Here is a 24,126-nt window from a genome sequence, read left to right on the forward strand (position 1 = left end):
GGCCATGGGCGGGGCGATCGGGGTCGAGAGCCGTCCGGGCGCGGGCGCGGTCTTCTGGTTCGAGGTCCCGGCGCCGCCGGCCGAAGCGGCCGACGCGGCCGAGGGCGCGCAGCTCGACATCTCGGCCTTCGTGGGGCTACGGGTGCTGCTGGTGGACGACAACGCCGCCAACCGCGAGCTGGTGCGGTCGCTGCTGACGCCGCTGGGCGTGGCGCTGACGACGGCCGACGGCGGCGAGGCGGCAATCCAGCTGGCCAACCTGCAGGCCTTCGAACTGATCCTCATGGACCTGCGCATGCCCGGCGTCGACGGCTGGGCCGCGGCGCGGGCGATCCGTGCGGGCGAGGGCCTGAACCGGACGACGCCAATGCTGGCGTTCTCGGCCGATATCACCGCCGACGACGCCCAGGCGCTGGCGGTGTTCGAGGGTATCGTGCGCAAGCCGATCGAAATGGCGGGCCTGCTCATGGCCATCGCCCGCTGGGCGGCCGAGCCGCCCGAGGTCGCCGCCCCGGCCGAATTGCGCGAACGCCACCAGTGATGAGAACGGCCTAGTTTTTTCCCTTTTTGGTTGTATGAGGGTGCACGTCAGGCGAGATCAGCGCGAAGATGTCGCGTGGCCTTCGTTTGCTGCGCCGCGAAATGGCCACAGCGACGCCTTTGACTGCAACCGCGTGGGCGGCCCCGGCCGTCCGGAGGGAGCATGCTGGCAGAACTGAGACGATACCTGATGAGCCCGGCTGTCGGGCCGATCTCGATGGCGATCGCCGTCGCGCTGGCCGCTGCGCTGGGCGTCGCCACGAGCCTGTGGGAAGCCGAGCGCGCCGAGTACGAGGCGCGCATCGTCGAGCTGTCGCGCGCAGCCGAGCGGACCCAGTCGGCGCTCCGGGCGGAGCTCACCGCCTGCCACCAGGCCGATCAGGCCCGCGAGGCGATGGAGGTCGAGTTCGCTAGGCGCGGACCGACGCCCGACCGGGCGCGCGCCAACGCGCTGCTGTCCGCCCAGCCCGAGGGCATCGACGCCTGCGCCCGCATGGAGAGCGCCGACCGGGCGGTGCTGTCGAACCTTAAGCAATGAGCCGAGCCGGTCTGACATGCGCGGTCGTGGTGACAGCGGCCGCCCTTGCGCTTTCGGGATGCCAGACGCTCAAGAAGAGGAAGCCGCCGGCGCCCGAGCCGCCGGCGCCCGTCGTGGTTGCAGCGCCCCCGCCGCCGCCGATCCTGGTCATGCCGTCGAAGGCGGCGCCTCCGCCGCCGCCGAAAAGCTGCGTGCCGCGCAACCTGCCGCAGCCGCCGCGCTATCCGGACACCGACGCGGCCCTCCGCGCGGCGCCTGGAGCGGCCGATCGCTATCAGCTGATGGCGGCCGGCCGGATCCTGCGCCAGCAACGGCTCGAGGACCTGGAGCGGGTGATCCAGAACTGCCGCTAGACGGAGAGTCCTACGGTGACGGAACCCGTGTAGCCCGCCGTCGGGGTGCCGGAGAGCGCGGGAGTCATGGCCGCGATCTGCGCTGAGGTGTTGTCGCCGAAGACGTTGTCGCCGGACGTGCTGGTCTGGGCGAAGCGCTGGGCGCCGGAGGGGTAGCCGCTGGTCGCGTAGACGGCGTTGCACGCTTCGGCCGGCAGGGCGAACTGCGAGACCAGCACGCGGTTGACGTAGGAGGTGGCGGTCGCCAGGCTGCGGTAGACCTCGAAGTGGATGTGCGGGTAGCGGCCCGCGTAGCAGCCCGGGAAGATGGTGGTGAAGGTGGCCTGGCCGCTGGCGTTCGTGGCCTGGGCGCCGCGGAGGTAGTTCTGCTGGGCCAGGTCGTAGACCGAATACTGGCCGTTGGCGTCGGCGTGCCACAGGTAGATGGCGTAGTCGGCGAGTGCGGCGCAGGCGCTGTTCACGTTCACCAGATTGACGGTCAGGCCCACCGGGACGCCGGCGGCCGTGCCCGAGAGGCCGGCGAAGCTCCCGCGGATGTCGCTGCGCACGACGCCAGAGGTGGTGAGGACGTTGGAGGGCGCCCCGTTGGCCATGTTGGAGCCGTCGGCGGGGTAGGGGCCGTTGGTCTCGGTCGGCGTCGTGCCGCAGCTGGTGGAACCCGTCGTGCCGGTCCCGGTCGTGCCCATGGTGGTCGCCGTCGTGGTGGTCGTGGTCGACGTCGCGCCGCTGTCGGATCCGCCGCAGGCGCTGAGGAGCATGGCCCCGCCGCCGGCCGCCATCAGCCCGAGCAGGCGTCGGCGTTCGAGCGCCTGGAGGTCGAAGATCAGGCCGCGGTCGTGGTCGTGCATGGAGGCTGTTCCCGTCGCATTGTTGCGTAAGAACTGCACGTGTCGAGTTGGAACAGGGCGGCCGTGTTGCCGGCGTGTTTGCGGGACCGCGGCCGATGCTGAAACGCAAAACACCCCGGCCAGGGCCGGGGCGTTCGCTGATCGGACCGGAGGTCGACCTAGAAGCGGTACTGGAGCTCCAGGCTGTAGGTGCGCGGCAGGATGTACGAGATGGTCTGGTTGACGTTGTTCCACTGCGCCGAGTTCGGCGGTGCAATGGTGTTGCTGAGCCGCGTAGCGCTGACGCCGGCGGAGCCGCGCTGGTCGAAGACGTTCTTGACCGATCCGATGACCGTGAAGCGGTCATCCTTATCGCGGAAGACGGCCCGCATGTCGGTCGTGCCGTACGACTTCGCCCGGTTGTAGTAGCGGTTGAAGATCGAATAGTAGGTCGCGTCGCGCCAGACATAGTTGGCCGAGAGCGACAGGCTGCCCGGGTCGAACTCCCAGGTGTAGTTCGCGTTGATCGTGAAGCGATGCGGCGTCGAGGACGGGAGTTTGGCGCCTTTGATGTCCTGATTCACCTGAGTCAACAGCGAGCAGGTCGCCGGCGCGCCGGGCGCCGACACGGGCGTCCGCCCGGGAATGCAGGCCGTAGGCGCCTGCGCCGAAGCCGGCGCAAGCGTGACGCCCGGCAGCACGCCCAGCGGGTCGTCGGGGTCCGGGGTGAAGACGCCCTTGCGGATCTCGGCGTTCAGGTAGGAGTAGTTCGCCAGGATCTGCAGGTTCTCGATCGGCTGCCAGACGGTCTCAACCTCGAGGCCGTAGGTGCGCGCCTTCGGGACGTTGACGAACCGCGTCTGGTTGGCCCCCACCACCTCGTTGAAGAACGACAGTGGAATCTGGATGTCCTTGTAGTCGTAGTAGAAGGCCGAGATGTTGGTCTGCAGCCGGCCACCGAAGGTCTTCTTCAGGCCCACTTCGAAGGCGTCGATCGTCTCCTTCTCGGTGGTGACGAACTGCTGGAGCGTGGTCGTTCCCGAGTCGAAGCCGCCCGCTTTGTAGCCCTTCGAGTACTTGGCGTAGGCCAGGGTGTCAGGGTCCGGCTTCCAGTCGAGGCCGAAGGTGCCGGTGAGCGCGCTCCAGTCATAGTTCAGCAGGCGGTGACGCAGGCCTGTGGTGGGATCGGTGTAGACCGCGCCCACGCGGTGCTCCTGGCCGAGCGCGTCGACCGCGACCGTGCCGCCCTGCACGGCGGGGTCGTACTGAAGCTGGCTCACGGGGGCTACGACCGTATTGGTCACGTCCACCGCGGTCACGAGCAGCCGGCTGATGGGGCAGGCCGTCGTGTAGAGGCAGAACAGCCTCGCGCCTTCGAACGACGTCTTCTCGTCGTATGTGTAGCGCAGGCCGGCGGTGACCTTGAGCGTCTCGGTCGCCTGCCAGTCGACCTGGCCGAACGCAGCGTACGACTGGTTCTTGTTCTCGGCTTCGCCCACCGCGTAGCGGCGCAGCGGGTTGAGCGCCACGGGCAGGCCGGTCTGGCCGACGGGCCGCTCGAAGCGGGCGTCGTCCGGGAAGCGGGCGTCGGACAGGCGGTAGTTGGAGCCTTCGCGGTACTGGTACGCCCCGAACAGCCACTGGAGCGGCCCTTCATGGGTCGACGAGATGTTCAGCTCGTTGGAGAACCACCAGACCTCTTCCTGGTACTGGTTATGCTGCCGCGGGAAGTAGGGCAGGGACTGCGCCGGGCGCGGCACAGGGCCGCCGACAGCCGGCAGAGGCAGCAGGAAGGGCGTCGAACGCGACGTGCCGTCCAGGTCGGTCTGCAGGCGATAGTCGTAGTACGTGAGGCCCGTGATGTACTTCACGTCGAAGTTGTCGGCGTGGAACGTCACATTCAACGTCGTCGTGTTGCTCTCGAGGTTGATATAGTTGCCGTCGTCCGTGTCGTAGCAGAACTGGCAGGTCGCGCTCGGGAGGATCGTGCTGAGGCCGAAGCCGGCGGCGTTGGGCGTGAGCGGCGCCTGCAGTGGGACGGTCGTGCCGCCGCGCTGGCCGTAAGCGATCGTCGTGCGGCCGCCGGGGCCGCGGCCGAGCGTGTGCCACTCGGTGGTCGAGTGCTTCAGCCACCACTCGACCTTGCCGTCGGCGAACTCGCCGTCGAGCTGGCCCTCGATCGTCCAGTAGGCGCCGCGGTTGCCTTCGTCGGGGACGTTGGGATTGAGGTTCTCGAAGACCCCCTTGCCGATGTGGCTCCACGATCCCGCAACCCGGCCGCGGACGCCGGCGAACAGCGGGCCCGACATCGCCGCCTCGAGCACCTTGGTGTCGTAGTTGCCGTAGGTGCCGCGGACCTCCGCGTAGAAGTCGTCGGTCGGGCGCTTGGAGACGATGTTCAACGCGCCGCCGATGGCGTTCTTGCCGTAGAGGGTGCCCTGCGGGCCGCGCAGCACCTCGGTGCGCTCAAGGAACAGGGTGGACTGGGCGAAGGCCGTCACCGACGAGGTGTAGAACCCGTCGTTGTACATAGCCACGCCGCCCTCGGTGGAGCGGTTGTTCGAGAAACGGCCGATGCCGCGCAGCGAGGCGCGATCGTTGTTGGTGGAGTAGGACAGGCCTGGCGTGAAGTTGGTCAGGTCCTGCACGGAGTTGATGCCGACCAGTTCACGCCGCTCGTCGGTGAAGGCCGACACCGCGACCGGGACGTCCTGCAGGGACTGCTCCCGCTTTTCGGCGGTGACCACCAGCTCTTCGATTTCGGTGGCCTGCGCGAACGCCTCGGTGGAGAACGCCGTCATCGCAAACGCGCATGACAGCAGAATTCCTTTTCTGGACAACATCTGAACGATTTCCCCAAGCCCGTTTTGATGACGCCTTTTGTGGCGTCTGGATTCGAATGTCCGGCATGGCGCCGGCGCCGTCAATAAGCCTTGGTCCCCACCGAATCCGAATTCCGGGTACTGAGGAATTGAAGCCACGGTTGGGCGAACACGCTCTTTGAAGGCCTTACTGCGTAAGGGATCGGGCAACCGGTTCCAGCGAGCGGCGTTCTCTCTGTCAGCCCCCGTTCAGCCGCCGAGGGACAGGCTGGCGCCAACGGAACGACGAGGTCGAACTTCATGCAGCGGTATGGTCTGAAGGCGCGCCTCGCCGCGGCGGCCGCGATGGCGGTGCTGATCGCCGGCTGCGAGGAGCGCAACCGCCCGATCGACGCGCCGCAACCGGCGTCGCTGGCCGACATGGAGGCGGTGTCCGAGCTGCCCTACGCCGAACCCGCCCGGGTCGAATACTACGAGCCGGCGCGTGGCTATCAGTGGGCCGAGCGGGCCTACGGCCTGCAACGGACGTTCTACGACGCGCCGCCGGACTACGGCTTCTATTACGACGAGGTCGAGCCCTACGTCTGGGAGACGGCCGACGACTGGGCGCTGTACGCCGAGCCCTGGGGCGGGGACTACCGCTACTACTACTATGAGCCCGGCGCCGACTTCCCCTACTTCGTGCGTGACTACGAGTACGGCTACGCCTTCGGGCCCACCGGCGTGCTGATCGCGGTGTTTGACATCGGCGGCCGCTACCTGTCGCGGGACGTGGTCTATCGCGTGGCGCCGACGGCCGGCCGCTACTACGCGCGGGGCCACGACCTGCGCCGCGCCTCGCGGGAGGCGCGGCGGGTGCGGATCGACGACCGCGTCTGGGTCACCGAGGGGCCGCGAGTGAGCCGTTCGGCCGGCCCGTGGCTCAGGGCCGCGCGGGACGACAAGGCGTGGCGCCAGTGGCGCGAGCGCGACGGCGACCGCGAACTGCAGCGCTTCCAGCCTGAGACCCGCCGTCGCCAGGCGGCGGCCGAGGCCTGGCGCGACCGGATGGCCCGCCAGCAGGTGGCCACGGTCAAGCGCCGGGACGACGGGCTCGAGGCCGACGCGCTCAGGGCCCGGCGCGAGACGGTGCGGGACGAGCGCCGCGAGGGCCGAGATGCACCCCGCGAGGCGCGCGTGCAGGCGGACGCCGACCGGGGCCGGGCGGTCGCCGAGCAGCAGCGCGAGCAGGTTCGCGCCGAACAGCGCCAGGTCCAGGTAGCGCGGGAACAGGCGCGCGCAGAGCAGCAGCGGGCGCAGGTCGCGGCGCGCGAGCAGCGGCAGGCCGAGCAGCGGCAGGCCGTGGCGCAGCAGCGCCAGCAGGCCCAGGCCGAGGCCAGGCGGGCGCAGCAGGCCGAACAGCGGCAGGCCGTGGCCCATCAACGTCAGCAGGCGCAAGCCGAGGCCCGTCGCGCCCAACAGGCCGAGCAGCGGCACGCTGTCGCCCAGCAGCGCCAGCAGGCGCAGGCGGAACAGCGGCGGGTCCAGCAGGCGGAACGCAGCCAGGCCGTCGCCGAACAGCGCCAGCAGCAGGTCCGCCAGGCCCGCGCCGCCGCGGCGGCGGCCGACAGCGGCAAGCCTGCGGCGACCCGCGAACGCGGCGGCAAGGACGACGAGCGCGGCCGCGGAAAGAAAGACTAGGCGCCCGCCGCCGGGCCGGGCCACTGTAGCGCCTCGCGGAGGCGTGATGGCGAGCTACCGGCGCAGGCTGGAACAGGACCTGGACGGCTGGATCGGCCGGGGCCTGGTGCCGGCGGAGAACCGAGCGGCGATCCTGGAGAGTGTGGGTGAGGCGCGCCGGCTGGACGCCGCCACGTCGCTTGCGATCATCGGCGCGCTGATGGCCGGCGTGGCGGTGATCGCCTTCGTGGCCGCCAACTGGGGCGTCATCCCGCGAACCGCGCGTTTCGGCCTGATCCTCGGCGCCTTCCTGGCGGCGGCGCTTTCCGCGGCACGCGCGAACGCGCGGGGACGGCCGATCGCGAGCCACGCCCTGCTGAGTGTCGCGGCGCTCATCTTCGCCGCCGCTATCGGGCTCACGGGCCAGATCTTCGACATCGCGGGCGATCCGCAGACGGCGCTGCGCGGCGCGGGGCTCGCGGCGGCGCTGTTGGCGCTGGCCGGCCGGTCACCCTGGGCCGGCGTGGTGGGACTGGCGATGCTGGCGTTCGGCGACTTCACCGGCCGCTCTATGTTCGGCGGCGACAAGGCCTGGGCGGGCTGGCTGGTCGCGGCTGCGCCAATGGGAGTCGCCACGGCGCTGTTCTGGCGCTCGCAGGCTCTGGCGCACGCCTCGGGGCTGGCGGCGATCCTGGCTGTGCTGACCTTCGATCCGCTGGTGCGTGACCACTCCGAGACCCTGTTCATGGCTTCGGCCGGCGTGCTGGCGGTGGGCGCGGCGGTGGCGCGCTGGGGACGTGAGCGGTTCGAGGGCCCGGCCGGCGTACTGTATGGCTGGCTGGCCTGGGGCGCGCTGCTCTGGTTCGGCGTGGCAGGCTTCGACGAGGACCTGCGGGGCGTCGCGCATTCCATAGCGTGGCTGGCGCTGTCGGGCGCTGCAGTGGGGATCGGGCGGCACGACCGGCACGCGGGCGTGACGGCTGCGGGCGTCGTGGGCCTGTTCGCCGCGGGCGCGACCTTGCTGTTCAATCTGGGCGTCGGGCTGATGACCTCGGCGGCCGTGTTCGCGGGGTCGGCCTTGATCGCGCTCGCGGTGGCCTTCGCGCTGCGGCGGAGGCGGGCGGCATGAAGCTTCCCTCCATCCCGGTGCGGATCGCAGCGGCCTCAGCGCTCCTCGCGCTGGGCCTCGTGGGGCTGGTGGTGCGCGAGGGCGTGGCGCGGGCGGGCGGCCAGGAAGTGCGGCTGGCGATCACCGGCTACGACCCGCGCAGCCTGCTGACCGGCCACTACGTGCAGTTCCAGCTCGTGGACAATGTGCCTGCCGAACAGGCCTGCCGCCGCGTGGGCGAGCGCATGGAGCCCCTGCGGGCCGGCTGGTTCGCGATCCGGCGCGAAGGGACGACCCACCGGATCGTGGGGTCGGCCAGGAGTCGCGAGGCGGCGTTGCGGCAGGGCGAAATCGCGGTGCGCGGCGTGGCGGAGTGCTACGGCGTGGCCTGGACGCGTGCGGACGGCCGCGAGGTGATGAGCCCCATCACTGTCTCGCTCGATATCGGCGTCGACCGCATCCACCTGGACCAGGATGAGGCCGAGGCGCTGGAGAGGATCCTGCAGGGGCGCGACGGGCCGGCGCCGCCATCCTGGGCCGTGGTCTCGGTCGGCCGCGACGGCGAGGCCCGGCTGAAGGGCCTCATCGTCGGCGACCGGCGCGTCGACCTCGACTGGTTCTAACTACTCCGCCAGGTCCACCGCGTCGGGCTTGCGGCCTTCGGACTCGGCCTTGCGGGCGCCGGCGAGGATGCCGGGGAGCGAGTAGTTGCCCTCGTGGCAGGCGTATTCGTAGACCGGGCCCTTCGAGGCGTTGAGCGGCATCTCCGCCTTCCAGACCTTGGCGTAGACCTTCGGGTCGTCGACCTCGAAGGCGTAGAGGATCTGGTCGGGTGAGATGCGCGTGAAGCGCTCGGTGACTTTGGCCTCGGGCGACAGGAACAGGCTGGCGCCGAAATAGGGCCGCAGAGACTCGCCGGGATTGAAGCCCGAGGTCTCGACCACCAGGGTGTCGCCCTCCCAGCGGCCGACGCTGTCGCCCATCCAGGTGGCGCCGGGCTGGCGGCGCTTGTCGGCGAGGCGGATGACGCGCGCGTCGTGGTTCATCTCGACGACGATGACCACGTGATCCTTCGCCTGCTGGATCTGGTAGTTGTTGTTGTAGAGCACGTTCAGCATCGGGGGGCCGGCGCTGGAGCCGAAGCCCAAGATGCAGCGCTCGCCGAGCGGCCGCGCCTCCGGGCCGTCGAAGGTGTTTCGGGCCTTGAACAGGGTGTCCTGGTAGAGCTTGTAGCCCTCGGGCTTGTACGGAAGCTTGCCGTCGACCGGGTCCACGAGCCAGGAGGTGCGCACCTCGCCCTTGATGCGGCCCATGCGCGTGCCGGGATCGGTCCAGAAGGCGTTGTAGCCGCCGGGGTCCTGGCCGGCCTTGGGCGCCGGCGCGTTGGGATCGGTGGGTTTGCTCTGGGCCTCCAGCATCCGCGCCCGGCCCGCTTCCATCGCCTTGGCCTGCTGTTCGGTGATGGTGAGCGTCTTGAACTGCGGACCGCGCTCGAGGCTGGTCAGCGAGGCGTTGGTCCACACACCCTCGAAGTCGGGCTGGCCGAAGGCGTTGCGGGGCGCCTTGTAGTCGGCGGCCTGGGCGACCGTGGCCACGGCGCAGATGGCGGCGGCGAAGGACATGGCGCGCATGGTCAGGCCTTCTTGTCGGCGAGGGCGGCGTAGACAGCCTTCGGGGCGATTTCGCGGACCGCTGGCGTGCCGCGGCCCGGGATGGATCCGTCGCGGTTCTGGATCATGCCCACGAAAACGATGTCGTTGGTCGGATCGATCCAGAACCAAGTGCCGAACGCGCCGCCCCACCAGTAGCTGTCCTGGCCATGCGGCAAGCCGCTCTCGTCCGGGCGCTCGTGGACGGCGAAGTCCATGCCGAAGCCCAGGCCCTTCTGGACAGGGCCGTAGAGGTCGATGCCCACGCCGAGCTTCAGCACGCTCTTGCGCATCAGCTTCACGGTCTCGGGCTTGAGGATGCGGGCGCCGTCGAGCTGGCCGCCCTGCAGCAGGGCCTGGCAGAAGCGGAAGTAGTCGGGGGCGGTGGAGGCGAGGCCGCCCCCGCCGGCCAGGAAGCGCGGCGGGGACGTGGCGATGCGCGGTTCGCCGTCCGGGACGATCTTGCCGGCGGCGTCGTAGGTGTGGATGCGCACCACGCGGGACGCCTTCGCTGGCGCCACCCAGAACTGCGTGTCGGGCATCTTCAGGGGATCGAAGATGTGGTCCTGGAAGTAGCGGTCCAGAGACTTGCCGGAGAGCTTCTGGACGACGTAGCCCTGCAGGTCGACGCAGGGACCGTAGGCCCAATCGGTCCCCGGTTGGCTTTCGAGGGGCAGCTTGGCGAGCTTGTCGACCATGCCCTGCAGGTCGGTCTCGCGAAGGTTGACCTTGGCCTCCTCGTAGACGCCGCTCCTGCCGAAGCCGGCGGTGTGGCTCATGAGCTGGGCCATGGTCATCGGCTGGACCTGGTCGACCAGGCCGGCGGCCGCCTTCACCTTCAGGCCGGCGAACTCGGGGATGTGCTTCGCGACCGGGTCGTCGAGCTTCCACTTGCCCTGTTCCCAGAGCTGCATCATCGCGACGCCGGTGACCGGCTTGGTCATCGAGGCGATGCGGAAGATGGAGTCCGTGGCCATCGGCGTCGGCTGGTCGGCAGCCTGCTTGCCGTAGGCGTCGAGGTTCACGATCTTGCCCTTGCGCGCGAGCAGGGTGACGACGCCCGCCAGCTTCTGCTGGTCGACGAGGGCGTGCATCTCGCTGTTGAGGGCGGCGACGCCGGCGGCGGTGAAGCCCGCCGAGGCCGGCGGCTGCACGGCGATCTTCGCCCAGGCGGGCAAGGCGGCAAGGCTCGCGGCCCCCGTGGCGCCCAGCAGCACGCAGCGGCGGTCCAGCATCATGGTCGTCCTCCCAGCCCCGCGGTCCGTCTGATGCGGACCCAAAGCGGGCTTCAGCATTCTCGATCTTCGAACTTTCGGCCAGCCGTTTTGCCGGGATGTTTCTGACGCTACGTTGGGGGCCGAACAATGCGGGGGAGTCGCGTGGCGGGGATTAGGACGGCCGAGGCGCCGGCGGCGAAGAAGCCCCTGTGGACGCAGCTCTATCTGCAAGTGCTGGTCGCCATCGCCCTGGGCGCGGTGATCGGACACTTCTGGCCGCAGACCGGCGAGGCGCTGAAGCCGCTGGGCGACGCCTTCATCAAGCTGGTGAAGATGATCATCGCCCCGGTGATCTTCCTGACCGTGGTGACCGGCATCGCGGGCATGCGCGACATCGGCAAGGTGGGAGGGGTGGCGGCCAAGGCGTTCGCCTACTTCATCACCGTCTCCAGCTTCGCGCTGGTGGTCGGCCTGATCGTCGCCAACGTGCTGCAGCCGGGCGCGGGGATGCACATCGACCCGGCGACCCTGGATGCCGAGGCGGTGAAGGGCTACGCGGCGAAGTCCCACGACATGAGCATCGTGGGCTTCCTGATGGACATCATCCCCGCGACGGTGGTGGGGGCGTTCACGGACGGCAACATCCTGCAGGTGCTGTTCTTCTCGATCCCGTTCGGCCTGGCGCTGGCGATGATCGGCGAGCGCGGCGAGCCGGCGCTCAACATCCTGAACTCGGTGGCCGAGGCGTTCTTCAAGCTGGTGGCGATCTTCATGCGCGCCGCGCCGATCGGGGCCTTCGGGGCCTTCGCCTTCACGGTGGGCAAGTACGGGATCGCCAGCATCGCCAGCCTGGCGGCCCTGGTGGCCACGTTCTACGGCACCTCGATCCTGTTCGTGCTGGTGGTGCTGGGCGTGATCGCCGCGCTGAACGGCTTCTCGATCCTGAAGCTGCTCAGGTACCTCAAGGAAGAGCTGTTCCTCGTGCTCGGCACGTCTTCGTCCGAGGCGGCGCTGCCGTCGCTGCTGGAGAAGATGGAGCGGGCCGGGGCGGCCAAGACGGTCGTGGGGATGGTGGTGCCCACGGGCTACTCGTTCAACCTGGACGGCACGAACATCTACATGACGCTGGCGGCGCTGTTCATCGCCCAGGCGCTGGGGATCTCGCTGTCGCTGCAGGAGCAGCTGCTCCTGCTGGGCGTGGCGATGCTGAGCTCGAAGGGGGCGGCGGGCGTGACGGGCGCGGGCTTCATCACGCTGGCGGCGACACTGCAGGTGGTGCCCAGCGTGCCGGTTGCCGGCATGGCGCTGATCCTGGGCGTCGACCGGTTCATGAGCGAGTGCCGGGCGCTGACCAACTTCGTGGGCAATGCGGTGGCCACGATCGTCGTGGCGCGGTGGGAAGGGGCGCTCGACCGGGACAAGCTGGCCGCGGCGCTGAACGGGCCGTCGACGGAGGTGGCGGCGCGGCCGGTGGAGGCCGACGCGGACTAGCCGACTTTGCGGACGGGCTCTTCCACGGGCGGCAAATGGGCCGTGCAGCGCTTGATGGTGGCCATCAGGCCCGAGACCAGAATCGGCTTGGAGACGAAGTCGTTGAAGCCCAACGCCACGTACTCGGCCGGCCGGCGCGAATAGACGTCGGCGGTGAGTGCGACGACCGGCGTGTTGCGCTCCGGCCCCGGGGAGGCGCGCAGCCGCTCGATGACCTGGATGCCGGTCATGCCGGGCATGTGGATGTCGAGCAGCACGATGTCGAACGCTTCGACAGCGAGGCGTTCGAGGGCTTCCTGGCCGCAGCAAGCCATCACCGCCTGGTGGCCAAAGGCGCCCAGGATCTCCTGCACGACGCGCAGGTTCATCGGATCATCATCGACGTGCAGGACCTTAAGCGGCCTGCCGCCGTCACCCGAGTGGGTCACGGGTCTTCGCTCCGAGGGCGGCGCATGGGGGGGAAAGCGCCCGACAACAGGGCGAATCTAGAGGCCTCGGAGTTTAAGGTAAGGCTGACGGAAATGCTGAATCCCGCTTAACCACGGCGGATTCCGTAACTTTTTCCTAGATGAGGCCGCTCGCGACCAGAATCAGGGCCACCGCCGAGGCGCAGAGGGCCACGGCTTCCGGCAGCCTGGACCAGCGGATGGCGTAGCGGACGCGCATGAGCGGGACCTCCGGGAAGGAGCCTGGGTTAAGGAAACTGGGGGCTCGCCACCCGAACCATCCGCACTCAGGGGGAGGGGATTGGTTGCGGAGGGACCGCGGCTGGGGGCGGGCGCCGGGCCTTCGGTTCGGGTGACGAGATCTCTGAAATCCAGTTTCTAGGAGTTTAGTAAATACTGGAGTTGCAGCTGTCAACCGGTCTGTTGCGAGAGCGGCCTACTCGGGTGGGCCGCCGATGTCCGGGCGGGGCACGGTCTCGAGGGGCGCAGTGATCCGGCAGACGACGCCCTCGGGGGCGAAGACCAGCTCGGCCGCGCCGTTGAGGTCGGCGCGGACGCCCTGGGTGAGCAGGCGCGAGCCGAACCCCCGCCGCCGGGGCGGCGTCACCAGCGGGCCGCCGGTCTCGCGCCATTCCAGGTCGAGCTCCGCCCCGCCGTCGGACGGGCGCGCGCGCCAGGTGAGGCGGACGACGCCGTGGTCGCCGCTGAGGGCGCCGTACTTGGTGGCGTTGGTGCCCAGCTCATGCAGGGCCATGCCGAGCGCGAGCGCGGCGCGGGCGCCCAACCGCAGCTCCGGGCCGGACGCCTCGATGCGCGTCTCGTCGAACGGGGCCAGCGCCGTATCCACCACCTCGCGCAGGCCGGCGCCCTCCCAGTTCTCGCGGGTCAGCACGTCGTGCGCGGCCGAAAGCGAGACGAGGCGGGCGGTGAACACATGGGTCATCTCGGCCGGGTCCCGGTCGCTGCGCAGCGTCTGGCGGGCGATCGACTGCACGGCGGCCAGCGTGTTCTTCACGCGGTGGTTCAACTCGTTGATCAGGAGGGTGCGGCGTTCTTCGGCGCGCTTGCGCTCGTCGATGTCGATGGCCGCCGACAGCGTCTTGATGATCCGGCCCGAGGGCGCGCGCTCGAAGACCACAGCGCGGTCCAGGACCCAGCGGTAGGACCCGTCGGGCCGCAGGACGCGGAGCTCGAACTCCGACACCTCGCCGTCGGGCCGGGTCGCGAGATGGGCCAAGCGGCGACCCACCAGGTGGAAGTCCTCGGGGTGGATCAGCGTGCGCACCAGCCCGCCGCCGCCGGCGGTCAGTTCCTCAACCGTGTGGCCGTAGACCGCCTCGGTGTTGCCGCCGATCCAGATGGAACTGCCGGTCTCGAAGTCGAACAGGTAGTTGGCGCTGGGGGTGACGGCGTTGACCCGCTCGAGCTGCTCCTGGTTCTCGCGTGCGGCGCGGTCGAGGGCGTGGGCCTCGGTCAGGTCGTAGAGGCTCACGACGCAGCCGGTCACGCCGAGATCGCCGGCGGCGCGCGGAGCAGCCTGCACGCGCACGTAACGGGTCGAGCCGTCACGGTCGTCGAGCGTCGCCTCGAAGATGGTCTGCTCGCCCGCGAGGGCGCGGTCCAGCGGCTTGCGCAGCACATCAAGCAGCGCGGGGAGCACGACATCCTCGACCCGCTCGTCGGCGGCGGGTGTGGGCTTCAGCAGCCAGCGCTGGAAGGCCGGGTTGGCGTAATCGAGCGTGCCCTCGCGGTTGATGACAAGCGCGCCCCAGGGGGCGGCGTCGGTCATCCGGTAGAGGCTGGGGCGATCGATCGGCGCACGCGCCATCTGGGCCTCGAGTTCGGCGACCCGGGCGGCAAGGCGCGCGTTCTCGCCCTTGAGATCGTCGAACGTGGGCAGATCCATCCCCGAGAGTCGAACACCCCAGCAGCAAGCTAGGGTAGCGTGCGTCACCGAAGGTGGCGAGCGCCGTTCGGTCAGCGCCGCAGGGAAGGGAAGCCAGCCTCATGATCAAGTTGACGTTCTGCCTCGTGCGGCAGTCACACCTCAGCCGCGAGGCGTTCCAGGACTACTGGTATGGAACCCATGCGCCGCTGGTGGCGAGCGTGGCCGAGACGCTGCAGATCCGGCGCTACGTGCAGATGCACAGCCTGCCCCCCGAGGTCAGCGCCGGCATCCGCGCGAGCCGCGATGCGCCGCCCGAGTTCGACGGCGTGGCCGAGCTGTGGTTCGACAGCCTGGAGGCGCTCGCGGAAAACGCCCGCCGCCCGGAGGCCCAGGCGGCGGGCGCGATGCTGCTCGAGGACGAGAAGCGGTTCATCGACCTGCCCAAGTCACCGCTGTGGTGGGGGCAGGAGCGGGTGGTGGTCGGCTAGGACCTCAGCAGGCGTAGCGGCGCTCGATGGTCACGCGGCGACCGATATAGGGATCATAGACCCGGTCGCGGGTGATGCAGGTGCGGTACCGGCTGCGGTAGGGCCGGTCGTAGTAGCCGTAGTCGCGGTAGCCATCGTCACGGTAGTAGCCGCGCGAGTAGCTGTCGTAGCGCGGGTCATAACGATAGCCGTTGTCGTAATAGTAGTAGCCGCGGTCGCGGCGGCTGCTGCTGGAGAGGGCCGCGCCCAGGGCCAGGCCGGCCACGCCGCCCAGGATAGCGGCGGCGACTTCGTCGTCTCCACCCCCGCGATGGTGGCGGTAGTGACGGTAGCGTTCGGCGCTGGCGGGGCCGGCGGTCGCCAACACGGCGCCCGCTGCGAGCACGGCCGCCATGGCCGAAGTCAGGATCTTACGCATCATGGCCTCCTATGCGGGCTAGTTAACGCCCGGCGGCCATGAACCGTGCCTGAACGCGCTTTTCAGCCAGGGGAGAGCGGCAGGTCGAACGTCACCCGCGTGCCGACGCCCACGGTCGAGTCGATCACCAGCTTGCCGCCGTGCTGGCGCACCAGCTCGCTCGAGAGGGTGAGGCCCAGACCGGTGCCCTGGCGGCGGCTCTGGGCGTCGCCGGCCTGGGCGTAGGCGCGACCCACGAGCGGCAGGTCGGACGGCGCGATGCCCTGGCCCTGGTCGACCACGTGGATGAAGAGGCGTTCGCCCACAATCTCGCCGGTGACGGTGACCGCCGAGTCGGGGCGGGAGAACTTGATGCCGTTGGAGACGAGGTTGATCAGCACCTGCTTCACGGCGCGCGGATCGGCCCAGATCTCGGGCCACGGGCCGGCGCCGGTGGAGACCGTGACGCCCGATTCCAGCGCGAGGCCGCGGACGAGGCGCAGGGCTTGGTCGACGACGTCGCCGCTGGAGATGCGGGCCGACGCGAGCTCCAACCGGCCGGCCTCGAGCTTGGCGGTGTCGAGGAGGTCGGTGACGAGGTCGCTCAGGTGCGAGCCGGCGAGCTCGATCGACTGGGCGTAGTCGACGTACTTGGGGTTCCCCAGCGGCCCGAACGACTGCTTGACCATGAGGTTCGAGAACCCGACCACCGACGTCAGCGGCGAGCGCAGCTCGTGGGTCATGGTGGCGAGCAGCAGCGAGCGGGCGGCCATGGCGTCCTCGGCCGACTTTCGGGCGAGGGTGGCCTCGCGCAGCAGGGCGTCGCGGGCGGCCATGACGCTGGCCACCATGATCGGCCCCAGCGCCACCAGCATCACGCCCAGCCGCAACGAGAGCCGCTCGGCCGGCGTGTCGAGGGCCAGGCCGAAGGTGGTCGGGTTCGCGGACACCACCAGCACGACCCAGACGGCGAAGGAGAGGTTCAGCCAGGCGGCGCCGGCGCGGCCATAGACAAGGGCGCACCAGAGTAGCGCCGGGACCGGGAAGGCGAGCGCGCCGCTCGCGCCCAGCACAGGCGTGAGCGCCAGCACGACGAAGTAGACGACGACCGGCGCGACCTCACCGGGCCGCGTGCGGCGCAGGCGCTCGAGCCAGGCGCCAGGCGTGAAGCGGTCGGGCGCCGTCAGGATCACCGGCAGCACGATCATGTAGTTCGCGAGCTCGGTCGCAGCCCAGAAGAAGAACACCCCGAAGGACGGTGCGCCATGGAATAGCAACGGGTGCGAGGCCGCGCCCACGAGGCCGACCGCTACCGAGGCGACCGCTGCGCCCAGGGTCACCGAGATCACAGAGGTCGGCCGCTTCAGGGCCAGGTCATCGGCATGCAGGCGCGACAGCAGGACGAAGCCCACGACGACGCCGGCGAGGTTGGCGCCGGTGAGTAGAAGGGTGCGGATCCAGGTTCCGCCCGTGATCAGGTCAGCGGCGACGTAAGCGAGCGCCGCGGCGCTCCACCCGAACGGCGTGGCGAGGCGCGGCGCGCGCAGGAACAGGCCGAGCAGGACGGCGTTCGCAGGCCAGAAGGCGCTGAGAAGGCCCACGGGACGCATTGCAATGCCAAGCAGCGCGGTCGCGAGGACGGCCGCGGCGACAATCAACGGATCTGTCAGACGCACGCCGGACCCGGGCGCGGCATCGCGGCCGGCCGGGCCGACGATCTGGTCCGCGCTCATGGCACCCTTCGCGTTCCGATCGGGCCCGAACAAACCACCGGGCCCCGGCGGGTTCAACCCGAGTTCGGCCCCCCTGCGACAAACTGTACCGTAGCGTCCCCGCCCTAGCGGCGTTGGGCGGCAGATTTGGCGCGAACCGGCTTGAATTCGGACGTGGGGTTCCAGTCGGGCCAGCGCGCGGAGTTGGCGAGCTCGCGCCCGGCCTCGAAGGCCAGGGCCACGTCCTGGGCCGCGCCGCGATAGTCCTGGTCGGCCGACCAGCGATCGCAGGTCAGGTGGTAGCAGCGGGCGGTGTAGTCCTCGACCCACTTCTCCCCGGCCGCCCGGCCGCCGTTCACCAGCTCCGCGCCGCCGCCCATGGCCATCATCAGCACCGTCGGCACCCCGCGCTTGGCGAGCGAGAAGTGGTCGGCGCGGTAGAAGAGGGCGCGCTCCGGCCGCGGGTCGGGCGTGATGGTGCGGTCGTGGCGGGCGGCGACGGCGGCCAGGTGCGGCTCGAGCTCGTTCTGGCCGGCGCCCACCAGCACCACGTCCTTCGCGGGCCCAGCGGTCTGCAGGACGTCGTAGGTGTAGTTGGCGACCATCTTCGGCAGCCGGGCGGCATGGGCCTGGGCGTAGTATTCGCTGCCCAGGAGGCCCCGCTCCTCGGCCGTCCAGGCGGCGAACAGGATGGTGCGCTCGGGCGGCGGCCCGACCTTGAAGGCCCGCGCCGTCTCGATCACGCCCGCCACGCCCACGGCATCGTCCACCGCGCCTGGCCGCACGGTCGCGCCCGAGGCGTCGGGCGGGCCGATGCCGTAGGCGTCCCAGTGGGCGGCATAGAGGATGGTCTCGTCGGGCCGCTTCGCACCGGGGATCGCGGCGATGACGTTCTTGCTGTTCAGCCGCGTGAAGCGGTTCTTGTACTCGGCCGAGAACGCCGCACCCTTCAGTTCGACGGGCCGGAAGGCGGCGGTCTTGGCCCGGGCCTTCTCGGCCTCGAAGTCGAGACCGGCGTCCTTGAAGAGCTGGACGGCCAGGTCGCGCTGAATCCACCCCTGCAGCAGGAGCTTGTCCTTGGCCGGTTCCTTGCGGACCACGTCGTAGCTCTCGCCGTTGGAGGCCACGACCGTGCTCCAGCCGTAGGCGGCGCCAGCGGTCTCGTGGACGATCAGCATGCCCAGCGCCCCGCGCCGCGCGGCTTCCTCGTACTTGTAGACCCAGCGGGCGTAGAAGGTGGCCGCCCTGCCGCCGAACTTGCCGGAGACGGCGTCCGTCGAGGCTGCCTCGAAGTCGGGGTCGTTGATGAGGACGAGGGCGATCTTGCCCTTGAGGTCGTAGCCCTTGAAGTCGTCCCAGCCGCGCTCGGCGGCGGTGACGCCGTAGCCCACGAACACCAGCGGCGCCGCGCGGATCGCGACGCGCTCCACCGGCCGCTGGGTCTCGATGCGCAGGTCCCTCTGGGTTTCCAGCGATTGCGACCGGCCGCCCACATTGAGGGTGAAGGTCCCGCCGGGCTCGGTCTGGTAGCGCCAGAGCGGCACGTCCTGGGTCCAGCCGCCGCCGTCCCCGGCAGGCTTCAGGCCCAGCGCCTGGAACTGGCCAACGATGAAGTCGATGGTCTTCTGCTCGCCGGGCCCGCCGGGACCGCGGCCGGCGTAGGGCTCGGAGGCGAGCTCGCGGGTGATGTCGGAAAGCCGCTGTGGAGAAATTTCCTGCGCCTGGGCGGCGGCTGCACACAAGGCGAACAGGGAGAGGACTGGAGCGGTAAAGAGACGCGTCATATTTGTCCTATAGAGTGGATCATCGCCAACCGCCTCGGGTTTGACACGATGGGCTGGCGACAAGGGCTTGCGACCGTCCTTGCGGACACGCATACCCCTAGACGAGTAGGGTGCGACCGATGGGAATCTTCGACGACACGACGCGCAAGCTGGCGGGCGACCGGTTCGGCCGTCACGTGAAGCCCGAGCGGCTGACCGGGCCCTATGAAGTCTATGAAGGCTATGACGAGAACCCGCTGAGCCAGATCCGCCGGATCGGGCGTTCGGCGCGGCGCAGCCTGCGCGCGGCAATGGACCGCGAGGCCGTGGCGATGGGCGTCCTGGGCCTGGCCGTCGGCGTCGCCATCGGCGCGGCCCTCATGCATCGTCGCGGCCGCCGCTAGGGCGCCGCTCCCGTCGCCGTGTCGGGCGGCCGACCTTCCTCCTGAAAAAAGGGACGTTTGCGGCTGAGCCGTAGGCGCCGAACGGCTGCGTTCGGCGTTTACGTGGTCAAGGCGCGTGGCCAGTTCGGCCGCGGCGCCGCGGCGTTCCTGCCTGCCGGAGAGGAAGATGAGCGACATCGAGACCAACATCCAGACGACCTCGCAGAGCCGGACGGGTCAGGCGAAGGAACTGATCGGTCAGGCCGGACAGACGCTGAAGGCCGAGGCGCAAAGCTTCGCCCACGCCGCCCAGGACCGGGTGCGCTTCGAGGCCTCGCGGGGGACGCAGGCGGGCGCCAAGACCCTGGGCGACTTCGCCAACGCCGTGCGGCGCGCCGGCGAGGACCTGGAGCAGCACGACCAGAGCCCGGCCTCGCGGCTGGTGCGCCAGGCCGCCGACGGGCTGGAGAGCCTGTCGCGCAATCTCGCCGACAAGGAGCCCGGCGACCTCCTGAACGCGGTCCGCGACTTTGGGCGCAAGAACCCGGCCGCCTTCATCGGCGGCGCGGTGCTGGTCGGCCTGGCGCTGGGCCGGTTCGCGCGCGCCTCCGAGCCGGTCGCGGCCTCGCCGCTCTCCGACGCCGATCTGACCCTCACCGAGGCAGAGCTGTACGAGGGCCCCACCGTCGCCAGCGAAGCCGGCCTGACAGCGCCGCTCACGGACGACCTGGGCGGCCTGAAAGCCACCGACGAGGGCGACACCACGACCTCGCTGCGCGGCGACGACGGCACGTCGGGCATCGGCGAAACCGACGCCGCGACCACGCCTCCCAGCGGGAGCCGCTAAGCCATGGACGACAGCGGATCCGCGCCTAGAGGGGTCGGCGTGGCCGACCTCCTAGGCCAATTGGGCGGCGACATCGCCGGCCTGGTGCGCAAGGAGGCCGAGCTCGTCCGGGCGGAGGTTTCCGAGAAGGTGAACGCCGCGGGCAAGGCGGTGGCGGACATCGCCGCCGGCGGCCTTCTGCTGGTGGCGGCGCTGCTGGTGCTGCTGCAGGCCCTGGTGCTGGCGCTTTCGGAACTGATGAACCCGATCTGGGCGTCCCTGCTGGTCGGCGTGGGCGTGGCCCTCGTGGGCTACCTGCTGCTCCGGGCCGGGATGAAGGCGATCTCGTTGAGGGGCCTCAGCCCCGACCGCTCGACCCGGCAATTCAAGAAGGATGCGGACCTCATGAAGGGGAGCCCCCGATGACCAAGACATCCGCGACGAAGACATCCGCTGAGATCGAGCGCGAGGTCGAGGACGCGCGCGGACGCGTCGACCGCACGGTCGAGGCGCTGAAGGACAAGATGCAACCCCGCGAACTGTTTGATGAGGCGACGAGGATGATGGGTGGAACCAGCAACAAGGTGCTGACGACGGCGGTGGAACAGCTCCGCGAGAACCCGATCCCGATCGCCCTGATCGGCCTGGGGATCGCCTGGCTTGCGATCAGCCAGACCCGGCGGCAGGCGGCGGCCGAGTATCCCGAGGGTTACTATCCGACCCACGAGGGCTACGACGAGGACGAAGGCTTGCGGGCCAAGGTCCGCGCCCGGGCCGAGGCGGCCAAGGCCAAGCTGGCCGATACGGCCGAGAAGGCGAAGGCCCGGCTGGCCAGCGCCCAGGCCTCGGCGGAGGAGGGCGTGAGCGCGGCGCGCGGCAAGGCGGCCGAGTACGCCCATCTCGCCCAGGAGAAGGCTGGCGAGTACGGCCGCTACGCCCGCCAGCGGTTCGACGACACGCTGGATCAGGAGCCGCTGGTGATCGGCGCGATCGGCCTGGCGGTGGGGGCGGCCATCGGCGCGGCCCTGCCTGCCAGCCCCGTGGAGCGGCGCTACTTCGGGCCCGCCCGTAGCAAGGCGGCGGACGCCGCGAAGCAGTCCCTCGACCAGGTCAAGGAAGTAGCCCAGCGCGCCTACGGCCAGGTGAAGGACGAACTGCATCGCCAGACCGGCCCGGCCGGCGACGGCTCGACCCTGGCGGAAAAGGCCCAGGCCATCGCCGAAGCCGGCGCGCGGACCGTGCGCGACGACCTCGAGGGCCGCGGCGCGCACTAGGCGCGGTCAAAGCCAAACGCGGAAGCCCACCACGAGGCGCGCGTCGCTGCGCGCCTCGCTGGCTGCGCGGGCGGGCGCGGGCCGTTGACGAAGCACGGCCGCATGCGATCCCCGAGCTTGAAGTACCCGCGGGGTCCTAAGCTCTACTGATGTGGGGAATCGGGTGTCAGTAGGGCCCGTGCGGGAGATGCGTGATGCTTCGTTTGTCGACCCAGATCCACAAGTGGCTGGCCCTGATCGTGGGCCTGCAGGTGCTCGGCTGGGTTCTGGGCGGCGTCGTGATGACGGCCATCCCGATCGAGACCGTGCGCAGCGAGCACCACCTCGCGAAGTTCCAGCCGCAGGCGCTGCCGGCCGAGGGGCTGGTGGGCTATGGGCAGGCCGCCGCGGCGATGGGCGTCACGCCGGTCGAGGCCACGCTGAAGTCCACCCTGCGCGGGCCGCTCTGGGTGCTGAAGGACGCCGACGGCAAAAGCCATGTCGTCGATGCGAAGACCGGCCGCCACGTCGCGCCGCTGCCTGCCGGCGAGGTGCGGTTCCTGGCGGGCGCGCAGTACGAGGGGAAGGGCGGCGCCGGCGCCCCGCGCTGGTTCGCCCAGCCGCCGCAGGAGGCGGGCCGGCCTGGGCCGCTGTGGGCCGTCGACTTCGACGATGCCGAGAAGACGCGCTTCTACCTCTCGCCCGAGACCGGCGAGGTGGTCAGCCGCCGCTCGGACGTTTGGCGCTTCTATGACTTCTTCTGGCGGATCCACATCCTCGACTTCAAGGACGGCGACGACTTCAACCACCCGCTGATCATCGCGGCGGCCGCGCTCACGCTGCCGGTCGCCATCACGGGTCTGATCCTGCTGTGGATCCGGATCGGCCGCGACCTGAGGGGGCTCCTCGCGAAGAGGCGCCGGGCCTAGGCTCGCCGGCCCGTCCGCTCCAGGAGCTGGATCAGCTCGGCCGCCTTCTCGCGCTGCTGATCCCTGTCGCCGGAGACGATGGCGCCCTCGATGCAGTGACCCAGATGGTCGCGCAGCATCTCTGTCTCGACCTTCGCCAGGGCTGCGCGCACGGCCTGGAGCTGGGTCAGCACGTCGACGCAGTAGCGGTCCTCCTCGACCATGCGGGCGATCCCGCGCACCTGACCCTCGATGCGGTTCAGGCGGTTGAGCAGGCGCGGCTTGTTCTCGCGTTCCATGGCAGGGCTCCGGTGACACGCGAACATATACCCCTACCGGGTAATTGCAATATGCCCTATGGGGGTATATTTAGGATGGCCTGGAGGCGTCAGATGACCGATCACCCGCAAGGCTGCGGCCACCCTCACGACCACGCATCGGCCCATGGGAAGGTCTTCGATCCCGTGTGCGGCATGGCTGTCGATCCGATGACGACGGCTCACCACGCCGAACACGGCGGGCAGACGTTCCACTTCTGCTCGGCCGCATGCCGCGCCAAGTTCGTCGCCGATCCGGCGAAGCACCTTGCGAAGGATCAAACCCCCCCGCCGGCCCCGCCGGGGACGATCTACACCTGCCCAATGCACCCCGAGGTGAGGCAGGTGGGGCCGGGCAACTGCCCCATCTGCGGCATGGCGCTGGAGCCCGAGGTCTTCACCGGCGAGGAGGGGCCCAATCCCGAGCTCGTTGATATGAGCCGCCGGTTCTGGGTCGGCCTCGCGCTGACGGTTCCGGTCCTCCTGCTCGAGATGGGTGGGCACCTCTTAGACCTGCACCGGTTCTTCTCGGCGCAGACCTCGAACTGGCTGCAGTTCGCGCTGGCGACTCCCGTGGTGCTGTGGGCCGGCTGGCCGTTCTTCGAGCGCGGCTGGCGCTCGCTGCTGTCGCGCAACCTCAACATGTTCACGCTGATCGCCATGGGCGTCGGGGTGGCCTGGCTCTACAGCGTCATCGCGACGGCGTCGCCGCAGGTCTTCCCGGCCGCGTTCCGCCGCCACGACGGCAGCGTGCCCATCTACTTCGAGGCGGCCGCGGTCATCACCGTGCTGGTGTTGCTGGGCCAGGTGCTGGAGCTGCGCGCCCGCGAGCAGACCTCGGGCGCCATCCGCGCCCTGATGGACCTCGCTCCCAAGAGCGCGCGGCGCGTGCGCGACGACGGGACCGATGAGGAGGTGACCCTCGATCTGATCCGCGCAGGCGACCGCCTGCGCGTGCGGCCCGGCGAAAAGGTTCCGGTCGACGGCGAACTGCTGGAGGGCCGCGTCTCGATCGACGAGTCGATGGTGACCGGCGAGTCCATGCCGGTGAGCAAGGAGCCAGGATCCAAGGTCGTGGGCGGCTCGATCAACAAGACCGGCTCGTTCGTCATGCGCGCCGAGAAGGTCGGCGCCGGAACGCTGTTGTCGCAGATCGTGCAGATGGTGGCCCAGGCCCAGCGCAGCCGCGCGCCCATCCAAAGGTTGGCCGACCTGGTCTCGGGATGGTTCGTGCCGACCGTCATCGGAGTCGCCGTGCTGGCCTTCGTCGGCTGGGCGATCTGGGGCCCCGAACCGCGGTTCGCCTTCGGTCTGGTGGCGGCGGTGTCGGTGCTGATCATCGCCTGCCCCTGTGCGCTTGGCCTGGCGACCCCGATCTCGATCATGGTGGGCGTGGGCCGCGGGGCCCAGGCGGGCGTGCTGATCAAGAACGCCGAGGCGCTGGAGCGCTTCCAGACGATCGACACGCTGATCATCGACAAGACCGGCACCCTGACCGAGGGCCGCCCCGCCGTGACCGCGATCCGGCCAGCCCCGGGGTT

Annotated in this window: 24 protein-coding genes; 14 read left to right on the forward strand and 10 right to left on the reverse strand. The window is 70.0% G+C overall.

All coding sequences use genetic code 11. The annotated features are described in order from the left end of the window. From VGD44_RS23380 to VGD44_RS23390, 3 genes are all read left to right on the forward strand, one after another. Window positions 1–541: response regulator (locus VGD44_RS23380; RefSeq protein ID WP_331090789.1), on the forward strand; the 541-nt coding region annotated here is incomplete at its 5' end. A 162-nt stretch (window positions 542–703) separates the two neighbouring features. After that, window positions 704–1,078, forward strand: a complete 375-nt coding sequence (locus VGD44_RS23385) for a hypothetical protein (protein WP_331090790.1) — start codon at window positions 704–706, stop codon at window positions 1,076–1,078. A gap of 29 nt (window positions 1,079–1,107) precedes the next feature. Next, on the forward strand, window positions 1,108–1,431 hold the full coding sequence (locus tag VGD44_RS23390) for a hypothetical protein (protein ID WP_331090791.1): 324 nt from the start codon (window positions 1,108–1,110) through the stop codon (window positions 1,429–1,431). On the opposite strand, the gene VGD44_RS23395 is transcribed toward VGD44_RS23390, so the two are convergent. Then, window positions 1,428–2,279 (reverse strand): intradiol ring-cleavage dioxygenase, encoded by an 852-nt coding sequence (locus tag VGD44_RS23395; protein WP_331090792.1) that lies wholly within the window; start codon window positions 2,277–2,279, stop codon window positions 1,428–1,430. The genes VGD44_RS23390 and VGD44_RS23395 overlap by 4 nt on opposite strands. A gap of 158 nt (window positions 2,280–2,437) precedes the next feature. Further along, on the reverse strand, window positions 2,438–5,059 hold the full coding sequence (locus VGD44_RS23400; RefSeq protein ID WP_331090793.1) for a TonB-dependent receptor: 2,622 nt from the start codon (window positions 5,057–5,059) through the stop codon (window positions 2,438–2,440). 321 nt (window positions 5,060–5,380) lie between these two features. Between VGD44_RS23400 and VGD44_RS23405 the strand changes: the two genes are divergently transcribed. From VGD44_RS23405 to VGD44_RS23415, 3 genes are read left to right on the forward strand one after another with little or no spacing between them, the layout of a single operon-like run. Beyond that, window positions 5,381–6,760, forward strand: a complete 1,380-nt coding sequence (locus VGD44_RS23405) for a hypothetical protein (RefSeq protein WP_331090794.1) — start codon at window positions 5,381–5,383, stop codon at window positions 6,758–6,760. 46 nt (window positions 6,761–6,806) lie between these two features. Then, a complete protein-coding gene (locus VGD44_RS23410; protein ID WP_331090795.1) occupies window positions 6,807–7,868 on the forward strand; it encodes a DUF2157 domain-containing protein in 1,062 nt (353 codons plus the stop codon). Beyond that, entirely contained in the window at window positions 7,865–8,470 is a 606-nt protein-coding gene (locus VGD44_RS23415; protein ID WP_331090796.1) for a GDYXXLXY domain-containing protein, read from the forward strand. The genes VGD44_RS23410 and VGD44_RS23415 overlap by 4 nt, the downstream gene beginning before the upstream one ends. Here the strand turns inward: VGD44_RS23415 and VGD44_RS23420 are convergent, their stop codons facing one another. Together VGD44_RS23420 and VGD44_RS23425 are read right to left on the reverse strand one after the other, a co-directional pair. Then, window positions 8,471–9,478, reverse strand: coding sequence for a hypothetical protein (locus tag VGD44_RS23420; RefSeq protein ID WP_331090797.1), 1,008 nt, complete (start codon window positions 9,476–9,478; stop codon window positions 8,471–8,473). It lies immediately after the preceding gene. A gap of 2 nt (window positions 9,479–9,480) precedes the next feature. Further along, window positions 9,481–10,731 (reverse strand): serine hydrolase domain-containing protein, encoded by a 1,251-nt coding sequence (locus VGD44_RS23425; protein ID WP_331090798.1) that lies wholly within the window; start codon window positions 10,729–10,731, stop codon window positions 9,481–9,483. 144 nt (window positions 10,732–10,875) lie between these two features. On the opposite strand from VGD44_RS23425, the gene VGD44_RS23430 reads away from it, so the two are divergent. Then, entirely contained in the window at window positions 10,876–12,204 is a 1,329-nt protein-coding gene (locus VGD44_RS23430; protein WP_331090799.1) for a dicarboxylate/amino acid:cation symporter, read from the forward strand. On the opposite strand, the gene VGD44_RS23435 is transcribed toward VGD44_RS23430, so the two are convergent. Both VGD44_RS23435 and VGD44_RS23440 read right to left on the reverse strand, forming a co-directional pair. Next, window positions 12,201–12,632, reverse strand: a complete 432-nt coding sequence (locus tag VGD44_RS23435) for a response regulator (protein WP_331090800.1) — start codon at window positions 12,630–12,632, stop codon at window positions 12,201–12,203. The two genes, VGD44_RS23430 and VGD44_RS23435, sit on opposite strands and share 4 nt — an antisense overlap. Before the next feature lie 454 nt (window positions 12,633–13,086). After that, entirely contained in the window at window positions 13,087–14,556 is a 1,470-nt protein-coding gene (locus VGD44_RS23440) for a sensor histidine kinase (protein WP_331090801.1), read from the reverse strand. Window positions 14,557–14,657: 101 nt separating this feature from the next. On the opposite strand from VGD44_RS23440, the gene VGD44_RS23445 reads away from it, so the two are divergent. Then, window positions 14,658–15,026: an EthD domain-containing protein gene (locus tag VGD44_RS23445; protein WP_331090802.1), complete on the forward strand. Its 369-nt coding sequence runs from the start codon at window positions 14,658–14,660 to the stop codon at window positions 15,024–15,026. Window positions 15,027–15,030: 4 nt separating this feature from the next. On the opposite strand, the gene VGD44_RS23450 is transcribed toward VGD44_RS23445, so the two are convergent. The 3 genes from VGD44_RS23450 to VGD44_RS23460 all read right to left on the reverse strand — a co-directional run bounded on the left by VGD44_RS23450 (window position 15,031) and on the right by VGD44_RS23460 (window position 18,919). After that, window positions 15,031–15,444: a hypothetical protein gene (locus tag VGD44_RS23450; RefSeq protein ID WP_331090803.1), complete on the reverse strand. Its 414-nt coding sequence runs from the start codon at window positions 15,442–15,444 to the stop codon at window positions 15,031–15,033. A 62-nt stretch (window positions 15,445–15,506) separates the two neighbouring features. Next, window positions 15,507–17,156 (reverse strand): sensor histidine kinase, encoded by a 1,650-nt coding sequence (locus VGD44_RS23455; protein ID WP_331090804.1) that lies wholly within the window; start codon window positions 17,154–17,156, stop codon window positions 15,507–15,509. Window positions 17,157–17,260: 104 nt separating this feature from the next. After that, a complete protein-coding gene (locus VGD44_RS23460) occupies window positions 17,261–18,919 on the reverse strand; it encodes a M28 family peptidase (protein WP_331090805.1) in 1,659 nt (552 codons plus the stop codon). A 119-nt stretch (window positions 18,920–19,038) separates the two neighbouring features. Between VGD44_RS23460 and VGD44_RS23465 the strand changes: the two genes are divergently transcribed. The 5 genes from VGD44_RS23465 (at window position 19,039) to VGD44_RS23485 (ending at window position 22,289) form a co-directional block, all read left to right on the forward strand. Continuing rightward, entirely contained in the window at window positions 19,039–19,302 is a 264-nt protein-coding gene (locus tag VGD44_RS23465) for a hypothetical protein (RefSeq protein WP_331090806.1), read from the forward strand. A 166-nt stretch (window positions 19,303–19,468) separates the two neighbouring features. Further along, complete coding sequence (locus VGD44_RS23470; protein ID WP_331090807.1) at window positions 19,469–20,128, forward strand: hypothetical protein; 660 nt, start codon at window positions 19,469–19,471, stop codon at window positions 20,126–20,128. A gap of 39 nt (window positions 20,129–20,167) precedes the next feature. Further along, window positions 20,168–20,533 carry a phage holin family protein gene (locus tag VGD44_RS23475; RefSeq protein ID WP_331090808.1) on the forward strand — a complete coding sequence of 122 codons (366 nt, stop codon included), beginning with the start codon at window positions 20,168–20,170 and terminating at the stop codon, window positions 20,531–20,533. Then, on the forward strand, window positions 20,530–21,381 hold the full coding sequence (locus tag VGD44_RS23480; RefSeq protein WP_331090809.1) for a DUF3618 domain-containing protein: 852 nt from the start codon (window positions 20,530–20,532) through the stop codon (window positions 21,379–21,381). Before VGD44_RS23475 ends, VGD44_RS23480 begins: the two co-directional genes overlap by 4 nt. A 194-nt stretch (window positions 21,382–21,575) precedes the next feature. Continuing rightward, entirely contained in the window at window positions 21,576–22,289 is a 714-nt protein-coding gene (locus VGD44_RS23485) for a PepSY domain-containing protein (RefSeq protein WP_331090810.1), read from the forward strand. Here the strand turns inward: VGD44_RS23485 and VGD44_RS23490 are convergent. Next, the gene (locus VGD44_RS23490) at window positions 22,286–22,567 is read right to left on the reverse strand and encodes a metal-sensitive transcriptional regulator (protein WP_331090811.1); all 282 of its coding nucleotides are present in this window, start codon (window positions 22,565–22,567) and stop codon (window positions 22,286–22,288) included. The two genes, VGD44_RS23485 and VGD44_RS23490, sit on opposite strands and share 4 nt — an antisense overlap. Before the next feature lie 93 nt (window positions 22,568–22,660). On the opposite strand from VGD44_RS23490, the gene VGD44_RS23495 reads away from it, so the two are divergent. Beyond that, a partial coding sequence (locus VGD44_RS23495; protein ID WP_331090812.1) for an HAD-IC family P-type ATPase occupies window positions 22,661–24,126 on the forward strand: 1,466 nt, incomplete at its 3' end.

The sequence above is a fragment of the Phenylobacterium sp. genome (genome assembly GCF_036402295.1).
Lineage (GTDB): Bacteria > Pseudomonadota > Alphaproteobacteria > Caulobacterales > Caulobacteraceae > Phenylobacterium.

Bases quoted from the DNA above. Each gene is read 5' to 3' on its own strand.
- VGD44_RS23395 (WP_331090792.1), bottom strand. From the start codon at position 2,279: ATGCACGACCACGACCGCGGCCTGATCTTCGACCTCCAGGCGCTCGAA.
- VGD44_RS23440 (WP_331090801.1), bottom strand. From the start codon at position 14,556: ATGGATCTGCCCACGTTCGACGATCTCAAGGGCGAGAACGCGCGCCTT.
- VGD44_RS23385 (WP_331090790.1), top strand. From the start codon at position 704: ATGCTGGCAGAACTGAGACGATACCTGATGAGCCCGGCTGTCGGGCCG.
- VGD44_RS23485 (WP_331090810.1), top strand. From the start codon at position 21,576: ATGCTTCGTTTGTCGACCCAGATCCACAAGTGGCTGGCCCTGATCGTG.
- VGD44_RS23465 (WP_331090806.1), top strand. From the start codon at position 19,039: ATGGGAATCTTCGACGACACGACGCGCAAGCTGGCGGGCGACCGGTTC.
- VGD44_RS23445 (WP_331090802.1), top strand. From the start codon at position 14,658: ATGATCAAGTTGACGTTCTGCCTCGTGCGGCAGTCACACCTCAGCCGC.
- VGD44_RS23405 (WP_331090794.1), top strand. From the start codon at position 5,381: ATGCAGCGGTATGGTCTGAAGGCGCGCCTCGCCGCGGCGGCCGCGATG.
- VGD44_RS23415 (WP_331090796.1), top strand. From the start codon at position 7,865: ATGAAGCTTCCCTCCATCCCGGTGCGGATCGCAGCGGCCTCAGCGCTC.
- VGD44_RS23425 (WP_331090798.1), bottom strand. From the start codon at position 10,731: ATGCTGGACCGCCGCTGCGTGCTGCTGGGCGCCACGGGGGCCGCGAGC.
- VGD44_RS23420 (WP_331090797.1), bottom strand. From the start codon at position 9,478: ATGCGCGCCATGTCCTTCGCCGCCGCCATCTGCGCCGTGGCCACGGTC.
- VGD44_RS23450 (WP_331090803.1), bottom strand. From the start codon at position 15,444: ATGCGTAAGATCCTGACTTCGGCCATGGCGGCCGTGCTCGCAGCGGGC.
- VGD44_RS23455 (WP_331090804.1), bottom strand. From the start codon at position 17,156: ATGAGCGCGGACCAGATCGTCGGCCCGGCCGGCCGCGATGCCGCGCCC.
- VGD44_RS23480 (WP_331090809.1), top strand. From the start codon at position 20,530: ATGACCAAGACATCCGCGACGAAGACATCCGCTGAGATCGAGCGCGAG.
- VGD44_RS23400 (WP_331090793.1), bottom strand. From the start codon at position 5,059: ATGACGGCGTTCTCCACCGAGGCGTTCGCGCAGGCCACCGAAATCGAA.
- VGD44_RS23470 (WP_331090807.1), top strand. From the start codon at position 19,469: ATGAGCGACATCGAGACCAACATCCAGACGACCTCGCAGAGCCGGACG.
- VGD44_RS23410 (WP_331090795.1), top strand. From the start codon at position 6,807: ATGGCGAGCTACCGGCGCAGGCTGGAACAGGACCTGGACGGCTGGATC.
- VGD44_RS23490 (WP_331090811.1), bottom strand. From the start codon at position 22,567: ATGGAACGCGAGAACAAGCCGCGCCTGCTCAACCGCCTGAACCGCATC.
- VGD44_RS23460 (WP_331090805.1), bottom strand. From the start codon at position 18,919: ATGACGCGTCTCTTTACCGCTCCAGTCCTCTCCCTGTTCGCCTTGTGT.